Here is a 24,421-nt window from a genome sequence, read left to right as displayed (position 1 = left end):
CGGCTCCTCCACCGCGTCGGCGGAGGAGCCGGTCGCCGGTGCCCGGCGGGCCGTCGTGAGGCCGCCGGCGAACCGCGACGTAGCGCCGAAACCGAGGATTGATCGGGATTTCGGTCCTGTCGCGAAAGCCGCCCGTCCGGGCCGGCCACGGTGGATAATCACTGATCAGCTCCACTCTGTGAGACTGATCCCCGGTTAATGAGCGGAATGCCGTTATCTATCGCTAAGCTGCGGTTCGTCTGTTATGGGTGGGGGCCCAGACAACTGAGGAGACCGTTATGTACGGCACGCCATCGGCCTGGCGAGTCCCCGGATACACCGAGATCCGCGAGTTGGGCGCCGGTGCGGCCGGGCGTGTGGTGATGGCTCGGCACGACGCCGACGACATCATGGTCGCGATCAAGTATCTGTCCGACGAGCTCAGGAGCGACGTCGGGTTCGTGGCGCGCTTCCGGCACGAGGCGAGGCTGCTCAACGCCCTGAGCAGCCCGCACTCCGTCCGGCTGTACGACTACGTGGAAACCGGCGACGGCGCGGCCATCGTCATGGAGCTGATCAACGGCGTCCCCCTGCGCGCGCTGCTGCGCTCCGAGGGGCCGACCGGTCCCGAGGCGGCGCTGCTCGTGCTCAAGGGCTCGCTCCTGGGGCTCGCCTCCGCGCACTCGGCGGGCGTGGTACATCGCGACTTCAAGCCGGAGAACGTGATGGTGGAGGCCGACGGGAGGAGCAAGCTCGTCGACTTCGGCATCGCGGTCCGTTCCGGCGACGGCGACCTCCCGGCGGGCACGCCGCCCTACATGGCCCCCGAGCAGTGGGTGGGCGGGCCCGCGGGACCCGCCACCGACGTCTACGCCGCCACCGTCGTGTTCTTCGAATGCCTGACCGGCACCCGGCCCTTCCGCGCCACGAACGTCGCCGCGCTGGCCCGCCAGCACCAGATCATGCCGCCGCCGGTCGAGGAGGTGCCCTCCGCCCTGCAGGGACTGGTCGAACGCGGCCTGGCCAAGCACCCCGCCGACCGGCCGCCGACCGCGAGCGCGTTCCTCACCGAACTCGAAGCGGTGGCCGCCGACGCCTACGGCCCCGACTGGCAGGACCGCGGCCGGCGTCGCCTGGCCGCGGTCGCCGGACTGCTCGCCGGGATGTTCCCGATGGAGGCGCCCGTTCCCGGGGCCGACACCTCGCTGGCCATGACCGAGCTCGACGGCGGCGACCTCGACGGGACGAGAACCTCTTCGGTCGGCAGGCTGGGCATCAAGATCCTCGTCGGTGTCGGCTGCATCGCGGTGATCGGCGGGCTGACCGCGGTGCTGGTCGGCTCCGGCGACCCCACGGAGATCCAGTCGCAGGGTGCCGTCACCTCGCACAGCCCCTCCCCCTCCGACCCGCTGGAGACGCTCGCCCCCGAGGACGACCCCGACGAGCTCGACGAGCCTGTGGAGGATTCTCCGTCCGCGGGCACCCCCACCCCGACGCCGACGCCGACGCCGAGCACCACGACCACCTCCGGTCCTCCGCCCGTGGCACCCACCGCGACGTCGGCGGCCGCGACGCCCACAGCGTCGGCGAGGCCCACCACGAGGCCCACCACCCGGCCGACGAGGACCCCGACGCGGCGGCCGTCCACGGAGCCCACCCCGGAGGAGAGCACCACCCTGGACGGCGGCCCCCGCGACCCGGACCGGCCCACCACCGCGCCGCCGTCGGCCACCCCGACCCGGCCGACGACCGCCCCCACCCAGCCCACGGCCCAGCCGACCCGGACATCCCCTACGCGAACGCCGTCGGGACCGCCCCCGGAGCCCACTCCCACCCGCACGGACCCCTCCTCACCGGGCACCGAGCCGCCTCCCACCCTCTCCAGCTCGCCTTTGCCGCCGGTCGAGACGGCCCCCGCGGCGTTCCTCGCACTGGGCCTGGTGACGAGCGGTGTCGTACCGTTCACACTGGCCGTCAAGCGCGGCATGGCAGGACGGCACCGGAGACGCCGGTAGACCGGTAGACAGGGGAACGATCGCGATCATGAATATCACCCCATGAGCACCGATCGCGGAGACATCGCCGGGTTCCGGCTGACCGGCCGTACCCGGGCGGACGACCTGGGAGTCTGGTCGTCGGCCGTCGCGCCCGACGGACGACCGGCCGGCGCGCTCAGATTCGACCCGCGGCTGGTCGCCGATCCCGCGGCGCGCGAGCGGCTGGTCGCGGCCGTGCTCGCCGATCGCGGGCTCGCGCGAGGCGGCGTGACCGGGCTGGTCCCGGTCGCCGACCTCATCACGGCGAGGGACGAGGTCTGGCTGATCACCTCGAAACCGGTCGATCCGACGGTGGGCGACCTGCTCTCTGCCGGGCCGGCCTTCTCGCCCGGATCGTCCCGGCCCGACGCGGGCAGCGCGGCCACCGTCCTGGTGGAGACCGCGCAGACGCTGCTGGCCGTGCACGCCGCCGGGCTCGCCCACGGACAGGTTCACCCGGGCACCGTGGTGATCGCCTCGGACGGGTCGGCGCTGCTCACCGGGCGAGGGCTGGCCGACGCCCTTCTCGGCCGCCCCTCCGCACCGGAACGTGACGTGGCGGCCTGGGCGTCGCTCGCCCGAGGGCTCGCCGCGACCTGGGCCTCGGCCGATCGCGGTGCCGCGGCCCTGCTGGAGAGGGCGGCGGCCACGGCCTCCACCAGGGGGCTCGCCCCCGCGCGGGACGCGCTGCTCGCCGGGCGCGACGTGCTGCCGTCCGGGTTCACCACCCGTGACAGGCTCGTGGAGACCCTGCACCTGTGGCCGGCGCACGAGGCACCCGCTCCGGGCGGTCCCGCGGCCCCCGTACGACCGGCCCCGGACGAGGGGGAGATCGCGACCCTGCTGCACGTCCCGAGGGCCGATGAGCCGCGCGCCCAGGAGACCGGCGAGTGGGCCCCCGGGGGCGACCGGCGGGGGGCCGAGGAGGTGGTCATGAGGTTCGGTCCCGGGGTGCCCTCCGAGACCACGGCAGCCCAGCTCTGGCGGGCCGGAAGGGACCAGCAGCAGACCGAACCGCCCTCCGGCAGGCTCGACGCGGGTGCGGCCCCCCGTGCGCGTCGCAGACGCGGCCGTACGATCCTCGCCTCGGTGATCCTCGCGCTGATGGTCGTGGGCGCGCTGGCACTCTGGCTGTTCCGGGGTTCGGCGACGCCTTTGGAGGTGACGAAGGTGGACGTCAGCGCCCCGAAGAAGACGCAGGGGTGCGACACCACGGTAAAGATCACCGGCGTGCTGTCCACCAACGGCGCGGGCGGCGAGGTGCGCTACCAGTGGAAGCGGAGCGATCGTAAGAAGCCGATCGCGCAGACCGACCAGATCCCGTCCGGGACGACCTCGCACGAGGTGAGCCTGGAGTGGACGGTCAAGGGTGAGGGAAGTTTCAAGGGAACCGCCACCCTGGTGCTGCTCTCCCCGGTACCCGAGGGGAAGAAGATCCAGGACAAGGCTACCTTCGCCTACAAATGTTCATGATTGATCACCAAGGTCCACAATGCGACACAAAGCCGTTCTTACTACTCTGGCGGCCATGACCACGCAGACCCCCTCCGGCTGGTACCCCGATCCCTACGGCTCACCGTTGTTGCGGTGGTGGGACGGCAACCAGTGGACCGACGCCACCCACCAGGCGGACGCTCCCGCCGGACAGGGCACGGCCGAGGGGCCGCGGACCGGCCCCTCCCTCCAGCAGCACCCGGCGGGACCCGACTCCCGGCAGGCGGGCCCGCCTCCCGCGCGGGAAGGGGCGCACGGGGGTGGTCCCACCGGCCAGTGGACCCAGCAGGCCGGCCCCGGGGCGGCGGGCACGGGACAGCCACTGTGGGGCGGCGGGCCGCCGAACGGCGACACGGCGCAGATGCCCATGCCGCCGCACGGCGGCTACCCGTCCGGGCCTCCGCCGCGCAAGAGCAGCCCTCTCCCGTGGATCCTGGGAGGCGGAGGCGCGCTGATCCTCGTGATCGTGATCGTGGTCGCCGCGATGTACCTGATGAACCCCGACGGCACGAACACCGCGGGCAGGTCTCCCGCGCCCCGGACACCACCCCCCACGGCGAGCCTGGAGCCCACCGAGCCGACTCCCGAGGCGACGCCCGCGCCCTCGGGAAGCGCGCCGCCCCAGGCGGTGGACGGGCGCGTCACGGACCCGGTGACCGGCCTGTCGTTCGAGATGCCCGAGGGGCCCTGGGAGGTGCCTCCCACCGTCGGCGGCGGGCTCGGTTTCGTCTGGAACAGCGCGGCCATCGCCGTCGCCCAGGAGAACTTCGACGGCAGGGGCGGCGACTGGCTCGGCAACGTGCTCACCGGCGAGCTTCCCGACCAGTACGGCTACCAGGGCGTCGGCAGCCTGCGTTCGGCCGCCGCGACCCTGCTGCAGGTCGTGGAGCCCGCCTTCTACAGCCCTCCGCACAAGCGGAACATCGTCGAGGACAAGGCCGTCAAGGTGAGCGGCAAGGACGCCTGGCTGCTCGTCTTCGACCTGGACTTCTCCGAGCAGTCCGAGGTCAACGGCTGGAAGTGGAAGCGGGAGCGGGCCGCGTTCTTGATCGTTGACCGTGGCGAGAACACCCGTCCGGCGCTGGCCTACGTCTCCATACCGGACAATCTAGACATATCTGCAGTAGACAAGGTGATCAAGTCATTCAAGCTGCCCTGAAGTGAGTACTACCCTGAGGGCTATGAGTGACCTGCTGGTCTGGATCGACTGTGAGATGACCGGGCTCGACCTTGGCCGTGACGCGCTTGTCGAGGTGGCCTGCGTGGTCACCGACGGCGAGCTGAACCAGCTTGACGAGGGGGTGGACGTGGTCATCAAACCCCCGCCCGAGTCCCTTGAGCAGATGTCGGAGGTGGTGCGGGAGATGCACACCGCCTCCGGCCTGCTGGAGGCGCTGGAGGGCGGCGTCACGCTGGCCGAGGCCGAGTCCATGGTGCTCGAATACATCAGGGGCCACATCCGGGAGCCGAAGAAGGCCCCGCTGTGCGGCAACTCCATCTCCACGGACCGTTCCTTCCTCGCCCGCGACATGCCCGCCGTGGACGGGTTCCTGCACTACCGGATGATCGACGTCTCCTCGGTGAAGGAGCTGGCCCGCCGCTGGTACCCCCGGGTCTACTTCGCCTCGCCGGAGAAGCAGGGCGGCCACCGGGCGCTCGCCGACATCGTCGAGAGCATCCGGGAGCTGCGTTACTACCGCGCGGCGGTCTTCGTGTCCCAGCCTGGCCCCGATTCCGCCACCGCGAGGGAGTTGGCCGAGAGCGTGTCCACGCGTCGGCCTTGAACGTTTCACGAGAAACCCGGTACGAAACGACTCCCAAAGACCGCTACACTTTTCATGTGCTGCTGCGGCGGCGATGGTGGGCGTAGCTCAGTTGGCAGAGCGCTAGGTTGTGGTCCTAGATGTCGGGGGTTCAAGTCCCCTCGCTCACCCCACTGGAACGGCCGGTCCTTAAGGACCGGCCGTTCCGCATTTCCGGCACTATTACCCACCAAAAGTGGATATTGCAGGTTATGCTCGCTGCTATCGCAACGCCGTTAGGACCGGGGGTTTCGGCGACCTGACCGTGTTTCAGCCACGGAGGCCGGATGAGAGTCGACGATGCCCCGTTCGACGCGGAGCCCAGAGCCGTTACGGATCTGAGCAGGCGTGAGACCGAGGTCATGGAATTGATCGCGATGGGGCGCTCCAACGGGCAGATCGCCCAGCACCTGTTCCTGAGCGAGAAGACCGTGAAGAACCACGTGAACCGGATATACGCCAAGCTCGGCGTCGACTCGCGGGTCACCGCGATCGACCTGTGGCTGGAACGGGCCGCGCACGAGGAGCCGCAGCGCCACTAGCGCCCGCCGGCCCGGGACCGTCAGGTCCGTGCTAGGCGGTGAGCCGCAGGCAGCGGGACGCCTCCAGGGCCCGGGCGATGGCGGACGTGCCCTCCCCCAGCTCCGCCGAGGTGATCGAGAGCGCCGGACGCAACCGTACCGACCGCTCCCCGCAGGGCAGGACGAGCACGCCCTCCTCCTCCCGCAGGCGGGCCACCAGGAGATCGCGTTCCACGGGGTCCGGCAGGTCGAAGGCGCACATCAGGCCGCGTCCACGCGCGTTCTCCGCCAGGTCGGGGAAGCGCTCCTGGATCTCCAGCAACCCCGCGAGGAGCTCGGCGCCGAGCCTTCCCGCACGCGGGATCAGGCCGTCACGCTCCACGATCTCCAGTATCCGGCGGGAGCGGACCATGTCGACCAGCCCACCGCCCCAGGTGGAGTTGATCCTGCCGCTGACCTGGAACACGTTGCCCGGCACCGTGTCGACCCTGCGGCCCGCCATGATCCCGCCCACCTGGACCTTCTTGGCGAAGGCCACGACGTCGGGACGCAGGCCCAGCTGCTGGTACGCCCAGGGGGTCCCGGTGGTCCCCGCGCCGGTCTGCACCTCGTCCAGGACGAAGAGGGCGTCGTGCTCGTGGCAGAGCCGTTCCATGGCGAGCAGGAACTCCGCCCGCATGTGGTTGTCGCCGCCCTCTCCCTGGATGGGCTCGGCGATGAAGCAGGCGATGTCGTGGGGGTGGCGTTCGAAGGCCGCCCGCGCCGCGGCCAGGGACCGTTCCTCGGCCGCCTCGACGTCGCCGAGGTGGATCGCGGGCACCTCGATCCTGGGCCAGTCGAACTTCGGGAAGCGGTCGGTCTTGATCGGGTCGGTGTTCGTCAGCGAGAGGGTGTAGCCGCTGCGCCCGTGGAAGGCCCGGGTGAGGTGGAGGACCTTGGTGCCGAGTTCCGGCGAGTGTCCCCGCGAACTGTTGAGGCGGCTCTTCCAGTCGAAGGCGCACTTGAGCGCGTTCTCCACGGCGAGGGCGCCGCCTTCCACGAAGAACAGGTGCGGCAGTTCGGGATCACCGAGCACCCGGGCGAACGTCTCGGCGAAGTCGGCGAGGTGGGCGGTGTAGAGGTCGGAGTTGGCGGGCTTGTTCGCGGCGACCCTGCCGAGCAGAGCCAGAAACTCCGGATCGTCGTCGAACGGGTTCACCCCGAGCGGGGCCGAGGCGAAGAAGGAGTAGAAGTCGAGGTAGCTCCGGCCGGAGCCGGCGTCGACGAGCCGGGACCCCCGGCTCCGTTCCAGGTCCAGTACGAGCCGATAGCCGTCGACGAGCAGGTGACGGGCGAGACGGCCATGAACGTCCATGTCCCCTCCACGGTGATCCGAGAAGATGATCCCCCGCTGTTCGCACATCTACACGGAGACATTACGCGTCAAGGCCGGTTCTTGTGAAGATTTTCTTGCATACGCGTGGTCTGGGCGTGAATATCGGACCGCGCGGCCCGGCCTTCCCGCATGACCGTTCTCCTTCCCCGAGCCCGCCCCCGCCGAGACCATCAGCCGGTCAAATCGGCCTGTCGTGCGACAAGGCAGTGGGAAGGATCACGTCGCCGCGTAGACCACCAGCGAGACCGCCACGTACTGCGCCAGGTAGGCGGCGACGGTGAAGGCGTGGAAGACCTCGTGGAAGCCGAACCAGCCGGGAGAGGGGTCGGGCCTGCGCATGCCGTACACGATCCCGCCCGCCGTGTAGAGCACCCCGCCCAGAAAGAGCAGGGCCACCGCGACCGTCCCCGCACCCTCCACGAGCTGGGGCAGCACGAAGACGGCCGTCCAGCCGAGGCCGATGTAGAGCGCGGTCGAGAGCCACCGGGGAGCGCCGGTCCACAGCACCCGGAAGAGGACCCCGGCGATCGCGCCGGTCCAGATCACGCCGAGCACCACCGCGCCCGCCACACCGTCCAGGGCGAGCAGCGCGAACGGGGTGTAGGTGCCCGCGATGATCAGGTAGATGTTGGCGTGGTCGAGGCGCCGCAGCACCTCCTCCAGGCCCGGGGAGAGCTTCCCCCGGTGATAGGTGGCCGAGATGCCGAAGAGCAGGCCGGAGGTGATCGCGTAGACGACGGCGGCGAGCCTCGCCTCCAGGGTGGGGCCCAGCGCGACGAGGACGAAGCCCGCGACGAGCGCCACGGGCAGCGTCCCGGCGTGCAACCAGCCGCGCAGGCGCGGCTTGACGGACTCTGTGAGCGTTTCCGTGAGGGACGTGGCCATGAACCTACGGTAGCGTAAGTTACGCGTTCGTAGGTTGTGATCCGTCCTACACGGCGTCGACTCGGCGAGAGCCTCGGCCAGAACAAGGCGCCGCACGCCGGACCGTGCAGACGGTGATCCGCCCCACCCGGACGCCGACCGGTCGCCACTGCGCATATGGTTTCCCCTCGGGTTCGCATCAGGAACCCACGGATTCGCATCAGGGAAAAGAGGACCGCACCGATGGGCAGGCGGGAAGCGCGGGAGCCGATGCCGGGACGGTATCCGGTGACCTTCGGCGAGGTCGATCTCCTGCAGGACCTCGACAGGCCCTCCGGCTGGGTGGTCTCCAAGGACGGTGTGCCGCAGTCGTACGTCGACCTCGACGACGCCACCTACCTCGACTTCGAGTACGTCCGGCTGATGGCCGACGTCGTCGACCTCCTCCGCGAGGGTCCGCTGGACGCCGTGCACGTGGGCGGCTGCGCCTGCACCCTGCCCCGCTACGTCGCGGCGACCCGCCCGGGGTCCCGGCAGATCGTCGCCGAGCCGGACGAAGGGCTCGTCCAGCTCGTCAGGGACCAGCTCCGGCTGAAGTCGGTGCCCCGGCTCAAGGTCAGGATCCTCGACGGCCGCACCGCCACCGCCGGACTCGGCGACGCCTCCGCCGACCTGCTCGTGCTGGACGCCTTCAGCGGCGCCACGATGCCGATCGAGCTCGCCACCTCCGAGTACATGGGCGACGTCGCCCGCGTCCTGCGCACGGACGGCACCGTGCTGATCAACGTCGCGGACGGCAAGGGACTCGCCTTCGTCCGCCGGGTGCTCGCCACCGTCCGCGGCACCTTCCCCCAGGTCGTACTGCTCGCCGAACCCGGCGTCATGCGGGGACGGCGCTTCGGCAACCTCATCGTCGCCGCCTCCCGCCTGCCCCTGCCCGTCTCGGGTCTCACCCGCAGGGCCGCGGGCGGCCTCACCCAGGCCCGCTGCGTGTACGGCGACGACATCGTCAACTTCATCGCCGGAGCCCGGCCCCTGCACGACGGCGACGCCGTGGTCATCCCCGTCCCCCCGCCCGCGGTCTTCGGCTGACCCGGCCTCCCGGCCTGTTCCGCCCCTCTCCCTCCGGCACACCGGTCCGGCTGTCCGTCCGGCCTGCCACCCCAGCCCGTCACTCCAGCCCGTCAGCCCGACGCACGGGCCGAACGCGTCGCCCCTGCCCCCCGTTCCGCGCCTCAGTCCGGGACGGGAACCCAGGCGCTGACCAGGGTGCCCTCGCCGGGCGTCGAGGAGACGTCGAGGCCGCCGCCGAGCGCGGCCATCCGGTCGGCGAGCGCGCCCAGGCCCCCGTGGCCGGACCCGTCCCGCTCGAAACCCCTGCCGTCGTCGGAGACCGCGACCCGCAGGCGCCCGCCCGACCAGGCCAGCCGCGCCTCGATCCTGGAGGCGCCGGCGTGCTTGAGCGCGTTGGCGATGGCCTCGCTGACCGTGAAGTACACGGCTCCCTCGATCTCGTCGGGAAAGCGCCGCGAGCGAAGCGCGGGATCGACCGTCACGGTCGTGGCCACCGGCAGCCGCGAACAGCGTTCCTCGACCGCCTCGGCCAGACCGCCCTGGCTGAGCACGGACGGGTGGATGCCCGCCGCCAGTTCCCGCAGGTCGGCGAGGGTCTGGCGAGCCTGCTCGCGCAGGAGCGTCAAGCTGTCGGGGCCGCCGCCGGTGGCGCGGGCCAGCTCCAGCCCCGCGATCAGCGCGACGAGTTGCTGCTGTGCCCCGTCGTGGATGTTGCGCTCGATCCGCCGCCGCTCGGCCTCCTGGGCGTTGACCAGGCGTGCCGCCAGGCCCGCGCTCTGGATCGCCAGCCCGATCGGCACCGCGAGCGAGCCGAGCAGCCTGCGGTCCTCGGCGTTGAGGCGCCCCACGACCTTGGGCCCGCAGGCGATGTTCCCCAGCCCCGCCGGGACGGTGAGCACGGCCTCGCCGTCCTCCCTGCCCGCCACCACCCGTGTGCCGTCCGCGAGCGTCACGGCGGCCCAGCGCGTCTCCAGGCCCGCCCGTACGGCCTCCGCCAGCCTTCCCAGCTGCTCCACGGGCTCCACCTCCTCCAGGCCAGGCCCGAGCTCCGTCAGGAGTTCGTCCACCGTGGGCCTGAGATCGAAGATCAGGAAGAGTCTGGAGCCCCTGATGCCCACCCGGATGTCGAGCAGGTTGTGGCGGAACACAGCCGTGGTGATCACCACGGGCAAGGCCGCCATCGCCGTCACGACGCCGAGCCAGCTCAGCGCGTGGCTTCCCTGCCCGACCCGCCCGACCTGCCCGAGGATCACCGTCAGCACGGAACCGCTCAGACCGGCCGCCACCCCCAGGGCCATCCAGCGGAGAAGGCGGCGCTCGGCGCGGGGTCCGCGCCGAGCGCGCAGGACGAGGGAGACCAGCACCGACAGTGACACGAGGAAGGCCGCGAGCTGCCCGAACCCGCCCACCAGCGCGGCGAGCAGCCCTGCCATGCCTTCGAGCCCCAGCGGGTTGCCGTACGCGAGGGGCGCGTAGACCTCGTCCGGGCTCAGCAGGATGCCCAGCCAGTGCAGGAAGATCGCCACTGCGGCGATCCAGGCGACCGGGCGCCAGCGCGACGAGGGCAACCTGCCGTCGGGGAAGATCATCGGGATGAAAACCCAGCTCAGACCGTAGAAGACGGGAAGCGCCGAGGTCAGCAGCGCGGCGGCCACGGCGAGCGGGCCACTCCCGTCCCCGTACGTCGTCAGCATGCCCACCCCGAGAAGGCCGAGGCCGAGGCAGCAGGCGGCGGCGAGCAGCAGCCAGCCGTAGGGGTTGTCGGGGCGCCTCAGCGCGATGAGCAGACCGACCGACGGCAGGGCCGCGCAGGCCACGAGGAACAACCACTCGGTGAACGGCACGGACATGCCGCCCGTCAGCAGGACGCCCGCGACGATCCCGGCCACCGACACCGCGGCCATCGACGTGGCGAGGACACGAGTCGGGGCGGTGAACGCCGACGGACCCGGCGACGACGCGGGTGCCGGGACGGTGTGGGAGGCCGTGGACGTCATGGCACGTAGGGTGACCTGCCACCGGCTCCGCCGTCCAGGGGGTTGTCCGCACATCCGGTGCGGTTCGCCGCACCCGCGAGACGGAGGACCACCGGGTGTCGTGAGCCGGGAGCGCTTTCTAGTTTCGGATGAGGGCCATCGGGGAGATGGCCGCAACGCCGGAGACCATCAGAAGGAGAACCTCATGCGGTTGCCGTTCCGATCGAAGCGCCTGCTCGCCGTCGCCGTCGCCGTCACGGCCGTTCCGGCGACGGCCCTGCCACTGGCCGTCCCCGCCTCAGCGGTCACGGAGGTGGTCACGGAGGTGGTCACCGGGGGAGCGGCCACCTCCGTGACCACCGCGGGGACGGTCGCGTCAGGAGCGGTCACGGCCGAGACGACCACGTCGGGAACGGTTACGGCCGGAGGCGTTCTCGCCGAGCCGGAGATCCCCGACAGCCCCGCCGGCCGGCAGTTGCGCTGGTTCCTCGGCGCGCCCGACCGGGCACCGCTCTCGGAGAGCGAGCTCGGGGAGCATCTCAACTCCGGCTACCTCTCGTCGCTCACGGTCAACGGCGTCAACGCCTTCCTGCAGGCGTCGAAGGGGTTCCGCCTGGAGAAGCTGACCAGGGAGACGCCGTCCGCGCTGGCCGGGACCGGGGCGATCGGCGAGCAGGCGTTCGTCCTGCAGCTCGGCGTGGACGGCGACGGGAAGATCAACCTGCTCGGGCTGACGCCTCCGGAGCCCTCCGTACCCGCCGCTCCCAAAAGCTGGAAGCAGCTCGACGCCCGGCTCCGCGAGGTCGCGCCGCGCGTGGGCTTCCTCTCCGCCGAGATCGACTCTCGGGGCAGGTGCGACGTCGTGCACGCCGTGGCGCCGGACACGGTCCGGCCGTTGGGCTCGATCTTCAAGCTGTACGTGCTGGGCGCCGTGGCCGAGAAGGTCCGCGACGGCAAGCTGAGCTGGAACACCAAGCTCACGATCAAGCCCGAGTGGAAGAGCCTGGGCGAGGACGGGCTGACGGGCCGTCCGGACGGCGGCACCACCACGGTGAAGGAGGCCGCCAAGCTGATGATCTCGATCAGCGACAACACCGCCACCGACATCCTGATCCACACGGTCGGCCGCAAGGCGGTGGAGGCGAAGGTACGGCAGTGGTCGAGCCACGCCACCCGGAACATCCCCCTCCTCACCACGCGCGAGGTCTTCCTGCTCAAGGGCGTGAACCACCCGGCGCAGGCCCGCGCCTACCTGGCACTCGACACCGCGGGCAAGCGCACCTACCTCAAGGACACGGTCGCCGGACAGTCGCTGTCGGACATCGTGCTCTGGCAGAAGCCCAGGGAGATCGACACTCTGGAGTGGTTCGGCTCGCCCCGCGACGTCTGCCGCGCCTACGCCGGGCTCCTCAAGCTGGGAGGCAAGCAGGTGAGCGCGGTGATGTCGGCCAACGACGTCGGGATCAAGCTCGACAGGAAGAAGTGGCCGGTGGTCTGGGCCAAGGGCGGTTCGGAGCCGGGGGTCCTCGACCTGTCATACCTGGCACGCTCTGCCAACGGGAGGACCTATGTCGTGACCGCGCTGACCAGCGACCCCGCCGGCGCGCTGGACGAGCGGGTCGCGGTCCCCGAGCTGATCTCGCTGAGCCGAGGCGGCTTCGCGTTGGCCGACCCGGCAAGGAATAGTTGAAACATCAACCGAGTTGTCACCGGCGAACATCGCAGGAAGGAATCCAAGATGCCCGCCGTGACCGTTGAGAACCCGTTGACCCTGCCCCGCCTGCCGCAGCCGCTGAACGCGACCCGCGAGCGCCAGGTGCTGGCCGTCACCACCGCGCCGAGCGGATTCGAGGGAGAGGGATTCCCGGTCCGCAAGGCACTCGCGACGATCAAGTCCCAGTATCTCGACCCGTTCATCATGATGGACCAGATGGGCGAGGTCGACTACGCGCCGGGCGAGCCCAAGGGCACCCCCTGGCACCCGCACCGGGGCTTCGAGACCGTCACCTACATGATCGACGGCGTGATGGACCACGCCGACTCGCACGGCGGCGGCGGCACGATCTCCGACGGCGACACGCAGTGGATGACGGCCGGCGGTGGCATCCTGCACAAGGAGGCTCCCCCGGAGTGGCTGGTCGCCAAGGGCGGCCTGTTCCACGGGATCCAGCTCTGGGTCAACCTGCCGGGCAAGGAGAAGATGGTCGCGCCGAAGTATCAGGACATCGGCAGGACCAACGTCGTCCTTCTCAGCAGCCACGACGGCGGAGCGCTGGTCCGCCTCATCGCGGGCGAGGTCGGCGAGTTCACCGGCCCCGGCTCCACCCGGACGCCGATCACCCTGCTGCACGCCTCCCTCAGCCCCGGTTCCCAGCTGACGCTCCCCTGGCGCAAGGATTTCAACGCGCTCGCGTACGTCCTGTCGGGACGCGGCACCGTCGGCGGCGACCGGCAGCCGATCGAGTCGGGTCAGCTGGCCGTCTTCGACGGCTTCGGCAACCTGCCCGGGCTGGGCACCGACGGCGAGTCCATCACGCTCTCGGCCGCCGGTACGCAGGAGAGCCGTAGCCCCAACCTGGAGGTCATCGTGCTCGGCGGCCGTCCGATCGGCGAGCCGGTGGCGCACTACGGGCCGTTCGTGATGAACACCCAGGCGGAGCTGGCCAAGGCGTTCGAGGACTACCAGGCGGGCCGCCTCGGCACCATCCCCGCCGGCCACGCCTGAGCGCGGTCCGGCACCGACCATCCGGTGCCGGGCTTAGCGCTCGACGAGGGTGACGCAGGCGACGCGAAGACCGGCCGCGCCGGCCTCAGGACCCGTGCTGCGGGTGGGCTCGGCGTGGATCACGAGCGACCTGGGGAGCCGCCCGGGGACGAGCGCCCAGTCCTGGGTGGCGGTGCCGGTGGCGACGCCCTGGGCGTCGGTGGTGAAGTCGAGCCAGACCTCGTTCTCGGCGCTCGCGTGGGTGTGGGAGTGCTGGTAGTGCGGCCCGGCGTCCTCCGGTTTGAAGCCGCACGGGTTGACGTGCAGGTGCGCCCCGTACGTGCGCCCGGGGAGCATGCCCTTCACGGTGACCGTGGCGGTGGCGAGCACCGCCCCGGACTCCACGTTGACCTGTGCCCAGGCTCCTGGCGGCACCAGCCGGGTGTCGTAGACGATGGCGGAGGCGCGCGGCGCCGGATCGGTGAACGTGCCGCCCCCGACGAGACGCATCTCGCGGGCGCCCGGGGTGGCCGACGCCACGGCCGGGCCGCGCCCGGCCGGATCGGCGGCCTGATCACCGCAGCCCGCGCAGAGCAGAGCCACGGCGGCGAGAACTCCCATGATGCGCATCCACGATCTCCTTGAGCGGCTGGAGAAGAGCAGAGCCCACCATATCGAGTAATCATATGATCACTCTTGGTATTGACCGCTCTCGGCCATGCCGCCGGGAAGCGCGAGACGTGATCGGCGCGGGAGCGGTTCAGGCGTTGGCCGAGGCGATCTCGTCGATGCGGGCGGCCAGGGTGAAGTCGAGTTCCGTCAGGCCGCCCGCGCTGTGTGTGCTGAGCGCCAGGTGGAGGGTGCGCCAGCGGATGTCGATGTCGGGGTGGTGGTCGAGTTTCTCGGCCTCCACCGCGATCTCGTCCACGATGCGGATCGCGGTCGGGAAGTCGGTGGCGTTGATCGTGCGGCGGATCTCGTCGCCCTCGCGCCGCCACTCGGGCAGGCCGGTCAGCCGAGCGTCCACCGTGGAGTCGTCAAGCAGGTTCATCCCCCCAGGAGATCATGTCTCCGGCGAGGACACCAAGCCTGGGCAGGCTTCCGGCGCGTCTGGCCATGGCCATGATGCCCTGGGCCATGGAGGTCGCGTGGCTGGCCTGGTCGAGGAGAGGCTCCAGCTCGGGCAGCAGTTCGGGCAGCCCGGCGAGGCTCCACTCGTGCCAGCCCGACAGGCGGGTGCCCCCGCTGTCGGGGTCCTCGGCGCGGTAGGCGGCCAGGATCGGGCACTCGCGGTTGATGCGGAGCAGCCATCGCTCGATGTCGGCGTTGAACGCGGCGATCCGGGAGGGGGCGGCGTACAGCCAGCCGTCGTCGCCGATGCGGTCGGACTCGCCGTCGGCGACGGGGTAGGTGCGGACCACCGTGCCGTGCAGGAGCAGGCCGCTCGCCACCATGAGCTGACGGCCCTCGCACCAGTCGATCGCCCCGCGCAGGGGCGCCGGGACGGTGTCGACGATGACCGCGCGCTGGGAGCTGCTGGGCTGACGGGCGAAGCGTACGTGCACCTCGGCCCACATGTAGTAACTCGCCTCCCCCGCGCCGAAGAAGGGGAAGGGGAAATCCTGGTCGGGGTGGGCCATGTGTCGGGTTCTCCACGGGAGAAGGGGACAGGAGTCGTTCCGAATATGAACGACTCCCGACGACGCCTCCGGGATTACTCGCCGAGACCGTTTATTTGACCGGATCCGGTCATTTGACGGCGCCCGAGGTCAGACCCGACTGGATCTGGCGCTGGAAGATGATGTAAATGATCATGACGGGGATGATGGCCATGCTCAGCGCGGCGAACAGCCCCGGCCAGTCGGCCTCGTACCCGGCGCTGGTGGAGATGTTGGCGACGCCCTGGGTGATCAGCCACTTGTCCTCGACGTTGCCCGACAGCAGCACGATCGGCAGAAGATACTGGTTCCACTGGCCCAGGATGTTGAAGATCGTGATGCTGATCAGCCCCGGCCTCGCCATCGGCACCATGATCTGGAAGAACGTCCGGGTGTGCGAGCAGCCGTCCATCATCGCCGCCTCGGCCACCGAGGTGGGCAGCGTCTTGAAGAACGCCGACAGGAAGAAGACGGTGAACGGCAGCGAGTAGGCGATGTAGACGAGGATCAGCCCGAAGTGGGTGTCGATCAGGCCGAGGTTTCTCACCACGAAGAAGAGCGGGACCAGCGCGAGGAAGACCGGGAAGGTCATCCCCGAGACGAACAGGAAGTAGATGAACCTGTTGCCGGGGAAGGTGTAGCGCGCCAGCACGTACGCGGCCATCGAGCCGAGCAGCATGGTGCCCGCCGTGCTGCACGCCACCACGAAGACGGTGTTCAGCATGTACTGGCCGATGTGGGCCTTCTCCCAGGCCCGCCCCCAGGCGTCCCAGCCGAACGTGGCGGGGAGCGTGATCGCGTCCCCGAAGATCTCGGTGTTGGTCTTGAAGGAGGACAGGAACGTCCAGAGGATCGGGCCGACGATCAGGATCGCCCAGACCAGCAGCGCGACGTGGGAGAGCGCACCGAAGATCCCGAGTGGGTTTCTCACCCGGCGCCCGGCGCGCGCGGGGGCGGCGGGGCGGGTGGCGTCGGGCTTGCGAGCCGTGTCCGTGGGAGGCGCAGCCATCAGAACTCGATCCTCTCGCGCCGGGTCACGCGCAGGGTGAGGGCGGCGAACGTGATGGTCATGAAGAACAGCGCCACGCCCATCGCCGAGGCGTAGCCGAACTTGGAGAAGTTGAACGCCGTACGCCAGATCTCCAGCGGGAGCACCGTGGTGGAGTTGTCGGGCCCGCCGCGGTCGACCGAGAGGACCTGGACCAGGGCGAAGGCGTCGAACGCGGCGATGCCGAGATAGACCCAGGCGACCTGCATGGTGTCCCACAGCAGCGGGATCGTGATCCTGAAGAACAGGGTGAACCGGCCCGCGCCGTCGAGCGCGGCGGCCTCGAACACGTCCTTGGGGATGGAGGACATGCCGGCCGAGAACAGGACCACGTAGAAGCCGACGGCCTGCCAGACCATCACCGCGATGATCGACATCAGGGCGATGTCCGGGTCGATGAGCCAGCCGACCGGCTCGATGCCGACCTTGCCGAGCAGGCCGTTGATCACGCCGGTCCCGTCCGGGCGGTAGATCGCCTGGAAGAGCACGCCGACGATGGCGACGGCCAGGACCTGGGGCAGGAAGAAGATCACCCGATAGACCTTCGAACCCCAGATCCCGGTCATCCGCCCGTCCCGCTGCCCGCCGCTCAGGTTGAGCAGGAAGGCGAAGAACAGGGCGATCACGATCGTGACCAGCGGCATGACAAGCAGCAGAACACCGTGGTGCCGCACCGCGGCCCAGAAGACCTCGTCCTCGAAGAGCCTGGTGAAGTTCTCCAGGCCGATGAACTGAGGGTTCGCCGAGATGCCCTTCCAGTTGGTCATCGAGATCTGGAAAGCCTGGATGTACGGGCTGATCACGAAGACCACGTAGAGGAGGACCGGCGCGGCGAGAAAGCCGACGATGAACGGATACTTGCCCTGCCGCATCGGGAGCTACACCGTCCGTTCCTGCTTGGTGATGGACGAGTCGGCCTTGGTCTTGTCGGCGGCCTTCTGCACCTTCTCGCAGAACTCGTCGGCGGAGATGCGGCCGAACATCAGCGCGTTGGTCTGCTTGCGCAGCTCGGTCTCGAACTCCTTGTACCAGTTCTCGAAGCTGCTGAAGGTGACGATGTTCTGGCCGGCGGCGGTCTGCGCGGCGCTGAGGCTCGCGTTGCCCGGTGACAGTTCCAGGCCGTCGGCGGCCCCGGTCACGACGGTGATGTTGCCCGACTTCTCGGTGAAGCCGCGCGCACCCTCCTTGGAGAGCATGATGCGCAGATACTCCAGGCCGCCCTTGGGGTTCTTGCCCTTGGCGGGGACGATGTAGGCCTCGCCGGCCGCGGCGCGGATGGCCTCGAACGGCATCTTGTCGGCGGCGGTGACGCTGGGGGTGGGCGTCAGCGCGTACTTGAAGGTGTCGGGGGTCTGTTCCTTCTGCTCGTTCTCCAGCCAGGAGCCCGACGGGTACAGCGCGATCTTGCCCTGGTTCTGGCGGAGCTGCACCTCGGTGTGGATGAGGCCCTCGAAGGACTTGTCCATGTATTTGGCGATCTCGGCCCAGGCTGCGGCGGACTGCTTCATCGCGTCGCGCTGCCAGACACCGTCGGCGAGGTTGTCGACGTCGATGAGGATCTGGTTGCCCTCGATCTTCGCGGCGGAGATGAGGATCATCCAGTACATGTAGTAGGAGGCGTTCTTGCCCGCGTACGCGAAGGGGGTGATCCCCGCCGCCTTCGCCGTCTCGGCGAAGGTCTTGAACTCGTCGAAGGTCTTGGGCGGGGTCCAGCCGTTCTTCTCGAACAGCGCGGAGTCGTACCAGAGGCCGTACGCGGAGAAGACGTAGTTCATCAGGTAGGGCTTGCCGTCGATGAGGCCGGACTCGACGGTGCCCGGCGCGACCATGTCGCGCACCTTCTTGCTCGGGTCGTCGATGGAGGGGGCGTCCCACAGCTCGGTGAGCTCCAGGAGCTGGCCCTCCTGCTGCAGGGCGCCGTTGTCCATCAGGTCGGTGCCGGAGTTGGCGATCATGTCGGGGACGTCGCCGCCGGCGAACCTCGGCTGCAGGGTCTGGGCGATCTGCTGGGTGGCGACGTGCTTGATCTGGGCCTGCGGGAACGCCTTCTTGTACAGCGGCTCGTGGACCTCGGTGGCGTAGCTGTCGCCCAGGCCGCCCTTGAAGATGACGACCTCGAGCGGCGCGTCGGCGGCGACGCCGAACGGGTTCGCCGCGGAGACCGCGCCGCTCGCGGAGGGTGCCGCGGAGGCGGCGGGGGCCGGGCCGCCGCCGGTGGCGCAGGCGGTGAGCATCCCTGCGCCGGGGCCGGCGATCAGAGCGGTCATGCCGATCCGGCGGAGCATCTGCCGCCGGGTGATATCTCCGGGCGTACTGGCCGATGTGGACATGTAACCCTCCTGCACGGGGGATCAATTAGGAAAGTTTCCTAAACGTTTGCCCGAAGGTACGTATCCCTGGAGCCCACCGTCAAGGGCCCGCATCCGGTCTAGACCGAGCCGTGATGTCCTCGCGACCTATCCGGTAGCAACCAAACGCCAGGGAAGTGCTATCCGGCAACGAAACAGCACATAGCGGTCTAAATTCCTCTACCAACCGTTGACGCACGACCGCCGGAGAGGTAGAGGAACCCTGCTCGCCGACCGCCGACAGGCGGCAACCGGTCTAGACCAGATAATGAAGGTTTGCCGCCCGGTACCGCAACCCCCTACTTTTGACGACATGTTGCTGGCCGAGCAGCGCCGCCTGCTGTGTGAGTACGGCCATCGGGCCGCCACGACCGGACTGGTCGTCGGGACCGCGGGAAATCTCAGCGTCCGCGTGGGCGACCTGGTCGCCGTGACACCCGGCGGCGTCTCCCTCGACCGGCTGGAGCCCGAGGCCTGCCCGGTCGTCGACATCGAGGGACACCTCGTCGAGGGCGATCTGCGGCCGTCGTCGGAGACCCCCATGCACCTCGCGGTCTACGCGACCACCGGCGCCGGCGCCGTCGTGCACACCCACTCCGTCTTCGGCACCGTGGTCGCCACGACCATGAGCGAGCTGCCGCCGATCCACTACAACGTCCTGCTGCTCGGCGGGACCGTGCGGGTCGCCGAGTACGCCACCTACGGCACCCCCGAGCTCGCCGCCTCCGTCAGGGCCGCGCTCAAGGACAGGCGTGCCGCGTTGATGGCCAACCACGGCGGGGTCACGATCGGCGACGACCTGGACGGCGCCTTCGAGGCGACCAGGTTGCTGGAGTGGCTCTGCGAGGTCTACGTGCGGGCCAGGAGCGTCGGCGAGCCCCGCGTGCTCACCGAGGAGCAGCTCGCCTCGGTGGTCCGGCGCGCCCTCGACCCGCCCGCCTTTCCCCGCCGCGAGGACTGAGCGCGGCGCGACCACCTGCCCGTCCTGCACACCGCCGGACCACCCATCGCGAGGACTGACCCCATGCCCCTGCAGCTCACCGGCGCGCCGAGCGATCCGGACCTCATCCGCCTGCCCTGGGACGTCCCGCTGGAGCAGTGGCCCGAGCACCGCCTGGTCTCCCTGCCCCGGGGCATCTCCCGGCACGTGGTGCGCTTCGCCCGCCTGTCGGGCAAGGTGTACGCGATCAAGGAGATCAGCGAGTACTACGCCAAGCGCGAGTATCGCCTGCTGTGGGACCTGAGCCGGATGGACACCCCGTCCGTCGAGCCGGTCGCCGTGGTCACCGGGCGGACCGGCGCGGACGGCGAGCCGCTCGACTCCGCGCTCATCACCCAGCACCTGCAGTTCTCGCTGCCCTACCGCGCGGTCATGTCGGGGACGGTCCGCCCGGAGACGCTCAACCGGCTGCTCGACGCCCTCGCCGTGCTGCTCGTACGACTGCACCTCAGCGGCTTCTACTGGGGCGACTGCTCGCTGTCGAACGTCCTGTTCCGCCGGGACGCGGGCTCCTTCGCCGCCTATCTGGTCGACGCCGAGACGGGCGAGCTGCACCCCATGATCAGCGAGGGGCAGCGGCTGTACGACATCGAGGTGGCGCACACCAACATCTTCGGCGAGATGCTCGACCTGGAGGCGGGCGGGCTGCTGCACTCCTCCATCGACCCCGAGCAGGTCGCCGACTCGGTCTGCCGCCGCTACCACCGTCTGTGGGGCGAGCTCACCTCCGACGAGATCATCGAGGAGGTCGACTGGCACATGATCGACCAGCGGATCCGCCGGCTGAACTCCCTGGGGTTCGACGTCGCGGAGATGATGGTCCGCCGCAAGGCGGGCACCGGGCGGCTCATCGTCCGGCCCAAGGTCGTGGACGCCGGGCACCACCAGCGCAGGCTGTTGCGGCTCACCGGCCTGGACGTGGAGGAGAACCAGGCCAGACGCCTCCTCAACGACCTCGACTCCTTCCGCGTGTCACACGGCCTTCGCCACGAGGACGAGGCGATCGTGGCCCACCGCTGGCTCGCCGAGGTCTTCCAGCCCACGGTGCTGGCCGTCCCCCTCCAGATGCGGGGCAAGCTGGAGCCCGCGCAGTTCTTCCACGAGGTGCTCGACCACCGCTGGTACATGTCGGAGGAGGCCGGGACCGATGTCGGCCTGCCCGCCGCGGTGAATTCCTATGTGAAGAACATTCTCATTTTCAAGCCGGACGAAAAGGCACTCATCGCCGAGGACTAAAGGGTTGATTTCCACCCGGGGTGCATAACTTCCCCTCGGGGTGGTGAATCCTCCCCCTTCTCCCATCAAAGCCCCAGCCGGAGAGAGTGGTTTCCGAGGCTTTTCCCTACGCTGACCGGGCGACGTTCGAAGTCGTCGGCAAGGGAGAGCACGTGCTCGGAATCGAAGACTGCCTCACCGAGGTAATGGCCATCCCCGGGGCCCTGGACGCGATTCTCATCGATCAGACCAGCGGAACCGCGGTGGCCGCCGGCGGTGCGAGCCGCCATGCCGACGTGGAGAGGTCGGCCGCGGGGCTGAGCGAGACCCTGCGCGCGACGCTCGACGGGCTCGCCGTCACCGTGCCCGGCGGCACGGTCCGGATCAACGACATGATCGTGACCACGGACGGCGGACACCATTTACTGAAGCCGCTGGAAACGCCGTTCGACGGCCCGCTCGTCATTTACGTCAGGCTCGATCCGGAACGCTCGAACCTGGCACTGGCCCGCCACCGCCTCCAGGCCCTTTCCGGCCGTCTGATATCGACGTGAGCCCGTGCCCAGCGTCGAGAACATCCTCAGCGGACTCGCCGGCGACCACGCCACCGGATCCCTGCGACTCGGCAAGGCGGGGGTCATCTACCTCACCGACGGCCGGGTGACCTACGCCGAGAGCGCGTCCGCCCCTCGGCTGGAGGACCTGCTGGGTGCCCGCCGCGGCATATCCGCCCATGCCGTACGGCAGATCAGGCAGGCCACCACCCGCCGGCGACCGGACCCCGCGCTCCCTCCCGGGCCGCAGAAGTCGCGGGAGCCCCAGCCGACGGGGGGCGAGCGGCTGATCGCCCAGGGCCTGCTCACCAGGGGTGAGCTGGAGTTCTGCGTGCTCAGCACGGTGCTCGACGCCGCGTACTTCCTGCTGCGGGCCACCGGGCACCGGCCCAGGTTCCGGCGGGGGGAGCTGCACTGGCTCGGACCGCAGTGGTACTTCGACGCGACCGGCCTGCTCCGGGAGTGCGAGCGGAGGAAGGCGCAGTTGGAACAGATCTGGCCGTCCGCGGAGCTGGACACGCTCCCGGTCGTCCCGGTGGAGCGCATCGGCGCCCACCGGGTGGTGCTGAGCGCGCTCCAGTGGGAGGTGCTCGTCGGCGCCGACTCCGTCGCGACCCCGGCCGAGCTGGCGCGCAAACTGGGCCGTCCCGCGTACTCGGTGCTGCTCGCCGTACGACAGCTCGCCTCCTCCGGGCTGCTCCGCGTCCCGGAGCCCGGTCCGGCCGAGGCCCCCGCCGCCCCGGACCCGCTGCCCAGGCGGACGAAGGGCGCCACGGAGATCCCGGCGGCCGGGACGGGCTCCGTGGAGACGTCGGACTGGATCCCCAGGGCGAACGGGGACCCGGCCGACGTCAACCTGCTCATCCGGCTCAGGAACGCATTGGAGGCAATGACTTGAGCCCGGTCACATGCCGATAAGGCTACGGACGCTGAAGTTGATCGGAAGGAGGATGCCGGTGGAACTGCGCGAGGAGATACGCCGTGAGATGGCGATGCTGCGAGAACGCGTACCCGACGTGGACGGGAGCATCGCGTGCAGTGTCGACGGCCTGACGATAGCCAGCGACCTGAGAAACGACGTCGAGCAGACGGGCGCGCTCTCCTCCGCGGTGCTCGCCCTGAGCCGCCGGATGACGGGCATCGCCGGCAAGGGCGCCTTCGAGGAGACGCTCATCTCCGGAACCAACGGCTACGCGGCGTTCTACGCCGCCGGACCCAAGATCGTTCTCACAGTCCTGGCACGCCCGGGGACCAATCTCGGGCTGCTCAGGCTGGAGGGCCGCAGAACGGCGGACCGACTCGCCGCCGTCAGCTCACGCACATCGATATCCCAGTGATCGGAGACAGTAATGGGCAACATGGACATCTCGCTCAAGGAGATGATGGCGATCGACGGTGCCATCGGCGCGGTCGTCGTCGACTACAACAGCGGGATGGCGCTCGGCGCGCTCGGCGGGTCCAAGGACCTCGACCTCCAGGTCGCGGCCGCGGGTAACACCGAGGTCGTCAGGGCGAAGATGCGGACCATGGAGTCGCTCGGTCTCAAGGACGGCATCGAGGACATCCTCATCACGCTCGGCACGCAGTATCACGTGATCCGCCCGATCTCGGGCCGGAGCGGTAAAGGGCTGTTCCTCTACCTGGCCCTCGACCGGAACCGGGCCAACCTCGCACTCGCCCGGCACAGCCTGCGCGGCATCGAGGAGAAGCTCGAAGTCTGACCCTTTGGTTCGCGGTCCGCGCCCCGGCAGGCGCGGACCGCACCGGAACCCTCGGCGTTTCGAGGATGGTTCTTCCCGATGGCCGCGCCGCCGGGGACGGTGACGGCTCTTTTTGGCCGCCACACCGTCGGAGCCGGTGACGAGGACCGTCTCTGCCCGGTGGCCGCGCCGTCGGGGCCGGTGACGAGGACCGTCTCTGCCCGGCCGCCACACCGTCGGGGTCAGTTCTCCTCTGCGGCCACGCCGCCGGGGACGTACTCGGAGACATGCTCGACCATCACCTTGGGCTTGCCGAGCCAGGGTCGCGCCTCCGCGCTCACCAGCTGGGTCTGCAGGCCGATGCCCAGCTTCCTCGCCATCGCGAAGACGGTCGTCGGCGGCTGGGCCGGGTTGGTGTCCCTGCGGTTCCACGCGCCGGTGGAGAACGCGACCGGGTGGTTCTTGATCCCCGTGCCGCCGCCCCACTTGGTGACGACGTACTGGATGTCGATGTGGCCCATGCCACCGTTGCCGTCCACGCCGAGCGTGCCGGCGTTGAACGTGCCGCCGGTCAGGTCGGCGAAGGTCTTGGCGTCGATGTCGATCATGATGCCCTGGTTGGAGGGGTTACCCGGGCCGCGGTCGCCGACGAAGAACTTCGCCTTCTTGCCCTTGTAGAGGATGTATCCCTCGGTGAACAGGGGCCAGCTCGGGCTGGCGATCATGCCCTTCTGCATCGGCTTGCCGCTGGCGGGAAGTCCGGTGTCACCGGCCCGGCCCGAGGAGTCGTCCCAGAAGTAGGAGGCCGTGGTCGCGCCCTGGAGGAGAACGGCCTCGGTACCGGCGGGCGCGCCCGCCGCCGGGTCGTTCGCGAGGTGGGTGGAGGCGGGGGCCGCGGAGGCGGGGGCCGCGGAGGCGGGGAGCGCGAGGGCGACACCGCCGGAGACGAGGAGGCTCGCGGCGGTGAGGGCCGCGGCGAGGCCGCGCCCGAGGGAGGTGTTCCTGTACGGGGATCGCTCGCCCGGACAGGGCGTGTTCAGGTCGTTCTTGTGCATACCAAAGGAGGGGTGCAT

General features: G+C 69.9%; 24 protein-coding genes and 1 tRNA gene. 15 read left to right on the top strand and 10 right to left on the bottom strand.

Annotated elements, in window-relative coordinates; genetic code table 11:
• The first annotated feature begins 278 nt into the window (after positions 1 to 278).
• From ABT352_RS14355 to ABT352_RS14330, 6 genes are all read left to right on the top strand, one after another.
• Positions 279 to 1,994 carry a serine/threonine-protein kinase gene (locus ABT352_RS14355; protein ID WP_350945250.1) on the top strand — a complete coding sequence of 572 codons (1,716 nt, stop codon included), beginning with the start codon at positions 279 to 281 and terminating at the stop codon, positions 1,992 to 1,994.
• A 42-nt stretch (positions 1,995 to 2,036) separates the two neighbouring features.
• Positions 2,037 to 3,488 (top strand): protein kinase family protein, encoded by a 1,452-nt coding sequence (locus tag ABT352_RS14350; RefSeq protein ID WP_350945249.1) that lies wholly within the window; start codon positions 2,037 to 2,039, stop codon positions 3,486 to 3,488.
• A 55-nt stretch (positions 3,489 to 3,543) separates the two neighbouring features.
• A complete protein-coding gene (locus ABT352_RS14345) occupies positions 3,544 to 4,668 on the top strand; it encodes a DUF2510 domain-containing protein (protein WP_350945248.1) in 1,125 nt (374 codons plus the stop codon).
• Positions 4,669 to 4,690: 22 nt separating this feature from the next.
• On the top strand, positions 4,691 to 5,293 hold the full coding sequence (orn, locus tag ABT352_RS14340) for an oligoribonuclease (protein WP_350945247.1): 603 nt from the start codon (positions 4,691 to 4,693) through the stop codon (positions 5,291 to 5,293).
• 76 nt (positions 5,294 to 5,369) lie between these two features.
• A tRNA-His gene (locus ABT352_RS14335) sits at positions 5,370 to 5,445 on the top strand.
• A gap of 153 nt (positions 5,446 to 5,598) precedes the next feature.
• A complete protein-coding gene (locus ABT352_RS14330; RefSeq protein WP_350945246.1) occupies positions 5,599 to 5,853 on the top strand; it encodes a helix-turn-helix domain-containing protein in 255 nt (84 codons plus the stop codon).
• A gap of 31 nt (positions 5,854 to 5,884) precedes the next feature.
• On the opposite strand, the gene lat is transcribed toward ABT352_RS14330, so the two are convergent.
• Both lat and trhA read right to left on the bottom strand, forming a co-directional pair.
• Positions 5,885 to 7,186: an L-lysine 6-transaminase gene (gene lat / locus ABT352_RS14325; protein ID WP_350945245.1), complete on the bottom strand. Its 1,302-nt coding sequence runs from the start codon at positions 7,184 to 7,186 to the stop codon at positions 5,885 to 5,887.
• Positions 7,187 to 7,423: 237 nt separating this feature from the next.
• Entirely contained in the window at positions 7,424 to 8,092 is a 669-nt protein-coding gene (gene trhA / locus ABT352_RS14320) for a PAQR family membrane homeostasis protein TrhA (protein WP_350945244.1), read from the bottom strand.
• A gap of 222 nt (positions 8,093 to 8,314) precedes the next feature.
• On the opposite strand from trhA, the gene ABT352_RS14315 reads away from it, so the two are divergent.
• Positions 8,315 to 9,163, top strand: a complete 849-nt coding sequence (locus tag ABT352_RS14315) for a spermidine synthase (RefSeq protein ID WP_350945243.1) — start codon at positions 8,315 to 8,317, stop codon at positions 9,161 to 9,163.
• Positions 9,164 to 9,306: 143 nt separating this feature from the next.
• Here ABT352_RS14315 and ABT352_RS14310 read toward each other — a convergent pair whose 3' ends face one another.
• Positions 9,307 to 11,142: a sensor histidine kinase gene (locus tag ABT352_RS14310; protein ID WP_350945242.1), complete on the bottom strand. Its 1,836-nt coding sequence runs from the start codon at positions 11,140 to 11,142 to the stop codon at positions 9,307 to 9,309.
• A gap of 184 nt (positions 11,143 to 11,326) precedes the next feature.
• On the opposite strand from ABT352_RS14310, the gene ABT352_RS14305 reads away from it, so the two are divergent.
• Together ABT352_RS14305 and ABT352_RS14300 are read left to right on the top strand one after the other, a co-directional pair.
• Positions 11,327 to 12,811: a serine hydrolase gene (locus tag ABT352_RS14305; RefSeq protein WP_350945241.1), complete on the top strand. Its 1,485-nt coding sequence runs from the start codon at positions 11,327 to 11,329 to the stop codon at positions 12,809 to 12,811.
• A gap of 48 nt (positions 12,812 to 12,859) precedes the next feature.
• Positions 12,860 to 13,846, top strand: a complete 987-nt coding sequence (locus tag ABT352_RS14300; protein WP_350945240.1) for a pirin family protein — start codon at positions 12,860 to 12,862, stop codon at positions 13,844 to 13,846.
• 33 nt (positions 13,847 to 13,879) lie between these two features.
• Here the strand turns inward: ABT352_RS14300 and ABT352_RS14295 are convergent, their stop codons facing one another.
• The 6 genes from ABT352_RS14295 to ngcE all read right to left on the bottom strand — a co-directional run bounded on the left by ABT352_RS14295 (position 13,880) and on the right by ngcE (position 18,861).
• The gene (locus ABT352_RS14295; RefSeq protein WP_350945239.1) at positions 13,880 to 14,455 is read right to left on the bottom strand and encodes a superoxide dismutase family protein; all 576 of its coding nucleotides are present in this window, start codon (positions 14,453 to 14,455) and stop codon (positions 13,880 to 13,882) included.
• 130 nt (positions 14,456 to 14,585) lie between these two features.
• Entirely contained in the window at positions 14,586 to 14,876 is a 291-nt protein-coding gene (locus tag ABT352_RS14290) for a 4a-hydroxytetrahydrobiopterin dehydratase (RefSeq protein ID WP_350945238.1), read from the bottom strand.
• On the bottom strand, positions 14,863 to 15,465 hold the full coding sequence (locus tag ABT352_RS14285) for a hypothetical protein (protein ID WP_350945237.1): 603 nt from the start codon (positions 15,463 to 15,465) through the stop codon (positions 14,863 to 14,865). The genes ABT352_RS14290 and ABT352_RS14285 overlap by 14 nt, the downstream gene beginning before the upstream one ends.
• Positions 15,466 to 15,574: 109 nt before the next feature.
• Positions 15,575 to 16,492 carry a carbohydrate ABC transporter permease gene (locus ABT352_RS14280; protein ID WP_350945236.1) on the bottom strand — a complete coding sequence of 306 codons (918 nt, stop codon included), beginning with the start codon at positions 16,490 to 16,492 and terminating at the stop codon, positions 15,575 to 15,577.
• Positions 16,492 to 17,403, bottom strand: a complete 912-nt coding sequence (locus tag ABT352_RS14275) for a carbohydrate ABC transporter permease (RefSeq protein ID WP_350945235.1) — start codon at positions 17,401 to 17,403, stop codon at positions 16,492 to 16,494. The genes ABT352_RS14280 and ABT352_RS14275 overlap by 1 nt, the downstream gene beginning before the upstream one ends.
• Before the next feature lie 6 nt (positions 17,404 to 17,409).
• Positions 17,410 to 18,861 carry an N-acetylglucosamine/diacetylchitobiose ABC transporter substrate-binding protein gene (gene ngcE, locus ABT352_RS14270; protein ID WP_350945234.1) on the bottom strand — a complete coding sequence of 484 codons (1,452 nt, stop codon included), beginning with the start codon at positions 18,859 to 18,861 and terminating at the stop codon, positions 17,410 to 17,412.
• A gap of 331 nt (positions 18,862 to 19,192) precedes the next feature.
• On the opposite strand from ngcE, the gene ABT352_RS14265 reads away from it, so the two are divergent.
• From ABT352_RS14265 to ABT352_RS14240, 6 genes are all read left to right on the top strand, one after another.
• A complete protein-coding gene (locus tag ABT352_RS14265; RefSeq protein WP_350945233.1) occupies positions 19,193 to 19,840 on the top strand; it encodes a class II aldolase/adducin family protein in 648 nt (215 codons plus the stop codon).
• A 63-nt stretch (positions 19,841 to 19,903) separates the two neighbouring features.
• Positions 19,904 to 21,115, top strand: a complete 1,212-nt coding sequence (locus tag ABT352_RS14260; RefSeq protein ID WP_350945232.1) for a DUF4032 domain-containing protein — start codon at positions 19,904 to 19,906, stop codon at positions 21,113 to 21,115.
• A 152-nt stretch (positions 21,116 to 21,267) separates the two neighbouring features.
• Complete coding sequence (locus ABT352_RS14255) at positions 21,268 to 21,648, top strand: roadblock/LC7 domain-containing protein (protein WP_350945231.1); 381 nt, start codon at positions 21,268 to 21,270, stop codon at positions 21,646 to 21,648.
• A 4-nt stretch (positions 21,649 to 21,652) separates the two neighbouring features.
• The gene (locus ABT352_RS14250; RefSeq protein ID WP_350945230.1) at positions 21,653 to 22,546 is read left to right on the top strand and encodes a hypothetical protein; all 894 of its coding nucleotides are present in this window, start codon (positions 21,653 to 21,655) and stop codon (positions 22,544 to 22,546) included.
• A gap of 58 nt (positions 22,547 to 22,604) precedes the next feature.
• Positions 22,605 to 22,985 (top strand): roadblock/LC7 domain-containing protein, encoded by a 381-nt coding sequence (locus ABT352_RS14245; RefSeq protein ID WP_350945229.1) that lies wholly within the window; start codon positions 22,605 to 22,607, stop codon positions 22,983 to 22,985.
• A 12-nt stretch (positions 22,986 to 22,997) separates the two neighbouring features.
• Entirely contained in the window at positions 22,998 to 23,369 is a 372-nt protein-coding gene (locus ABT352_RS14240; RefSeq protein WP_350945228.1) for a hypothetical protein, read from the top strand.
• A 221-nt stretch (positions 23,370 to 23,590) separates the two neighbouring features.
• Here ABT352_RS14240 and ABT352_RS14235 read toward each other — a convergent pair whose 3' ends face one another.
• Entirely contained in the window at positions 23,591 to 24,421 is an 831-nt protein-coding gene (locus ABT352_RS14235; RefSeq protein ID WP_350945227.1) for a hypothetical protein, read from the bottom strand.

Origin of the sequence: Streptosporangium sp. NPDC000563, from assembly GCF_040299985.1 — a bacterium.
Lineage (GTDB): Bacteria > Actinomycetota > Actinomycetes > Streptosporangiales > Streptosporangiaceae > Streptosporangium.
The sequence above is the reverse complement of the archived record's forward strand: the minus strand, read 5'-3'. Positions and strand labels throughout refer to the sequence as shown.

Excerpts from the sequence above, each read along its gene's own strand:
- ABT352_RS14355 (WP_350945250.1), top strand. The coding sequence starts at position 279 with ATGTACGGCACGCCATCGGCCTGGCGAGTCCCCGGATACACCGAGATC.
- ABT352_RS14350 (WP_350945249.1), top strand. The coding sequence starts at position 2,037 with ATGAGCACCGATCGCGGAGACATCGCCGGGTTCCGGCTGACCGGCCGT.
- ABT352_RS14345 (WP_350945248.1), top strand. The coding sequence starts at position 3,544 with ATGACCACGCAGACCCCCTCCGGCTGGTACCCCGATCCCTACGGCTCA.
- orn (WP_350945247.1), top strand. The coding sequence starts at position 4,691 with ATGAGTGACCTGCTGGTCTGGATCGACTGTGAGATGACCGGGCTCGAC.
- ABT352_RS14330 (WP_350945246.1), top strand. The coding sequence starts at position 5,599 with ATGAGAGTCGACGATGCCCCGTTCGACGCGGAGCCCAGAGCCGTTACG.
- lat (WP_350945245.1), bottom strand. The coding sequence starts at position 7,186 with ATGGACGTTCATGGCCGTCTCGCCCGTCACCTGCTCGTCGACGGCTAT.
- trhA (WP_350945244.1), bottom strand. The coding sequence starts at position 8,092 with ATGGCCACGTCCCTCACGGAAACGCTCACAGAGTCCGTCAAGCCGCGC.
- ABT352_RS14315 (WP_350945243.1), top strand. The coding sequence starts at position 8,315 with ATGGGCAGGCGGGAAGCGCGGGAGCCGATGCCGGGACGGTATCCGGTG.
- ABT352_RS14310 (WP_350945242.1), bottom strand. The coding sequence starts at position 11,142 with ATGACGTCCACGGCCTCCCACACCGTCCCGGCACCCGCGTCGTCGCCG.
- ABT352_RS14305 (WP_350945241.1), top strand. The coding sequence starts at position 11,327 with ATGCGGTTGCCGTTCCGATCGAAGCGCCTGCTCGCCGTCGCCGTCGCC.
- ABT352_RS14300 (WP_350945240.1), top strand. The coding sequence starts at position 12,860 with ATGCCCGCCGTGACCGTTGAGAACCCGTTGACCCTGCCCCGCCTGCCG.
- ABT352_RS14295 (WP_350945239.1), bottom strand. The coding sequence starts at position 14,455 with ATGCGCATCATGGGAGTTCTCGCCGCCGTGGCTCTGCTCTGCGCGGGC.
- ABT352_RS14290 (WP_350945238.1), bottom strand. The coding sequence starts at position 14,876 with ATGAACCTGCTTGACGACTCCACGGTGGACGCTCGGCTGACCGGCCTG.
- ABT352_RS14285 (WP_350945237.1), bottom strand. The coding sequence starts at position 15,465 with ATGGCCCACCCCGACCAGGATTTCCCCTTCCCCTTCTTCGGCGCGGGG.
- ABT352_RS14280 (WP_350945236.1), bottom strand. The coding sequence starts at position 16,492 with ATGGCTGCGCCTCCCACGGACACGGCTCGCAAGCCCGACGCCACCCGC.
- ABT352_RS14275 (WP_350945235.1), bottom strand. The coding sequence starts at position 17,403 with ATGCGGCAGGGCAAGTATCCGTTCATCGTCGGCTTTCTCGCCGCGCCG.
- ngcE (WP_350945234.1), bottom strand. The coding sequence starts at position 18,861 with ATGTCCACATCGGCCAGTACGCCCGGAGATATCACCCGGCGGCAGATG.
- ABT352_RS14265 (WP_350945233.1), top strand. The coding sequence starts at position 19,193 with ATGTTGCTGGCCGAGCAGCGCCGCCTGCTGTGTGAGTACGGCCATCGG.
- ABT352_RS14260 (WP_350945232.1), top strand. The coding sequence starts at position 19,904 with ATGCCCCTGCAGCTCACCGGCGCGCCGAGCGATCCGGACCTCATCCGC.
- ABT352_RS14240 (WP_350945228.1), top strand. The coding sequence starts at position 22,998 with ATGGGCAACATGGACATCTCGCTCAAGGAGATGATGGCGATCGACGGT.
- ABT352_RS14235 (WP_350945227.1), bottom strand. The coding sequence starts at position 24,421 with ATGCACCCCTCCTTTGGTATGCACAAGAACGACCTGAACACGCCCTGT.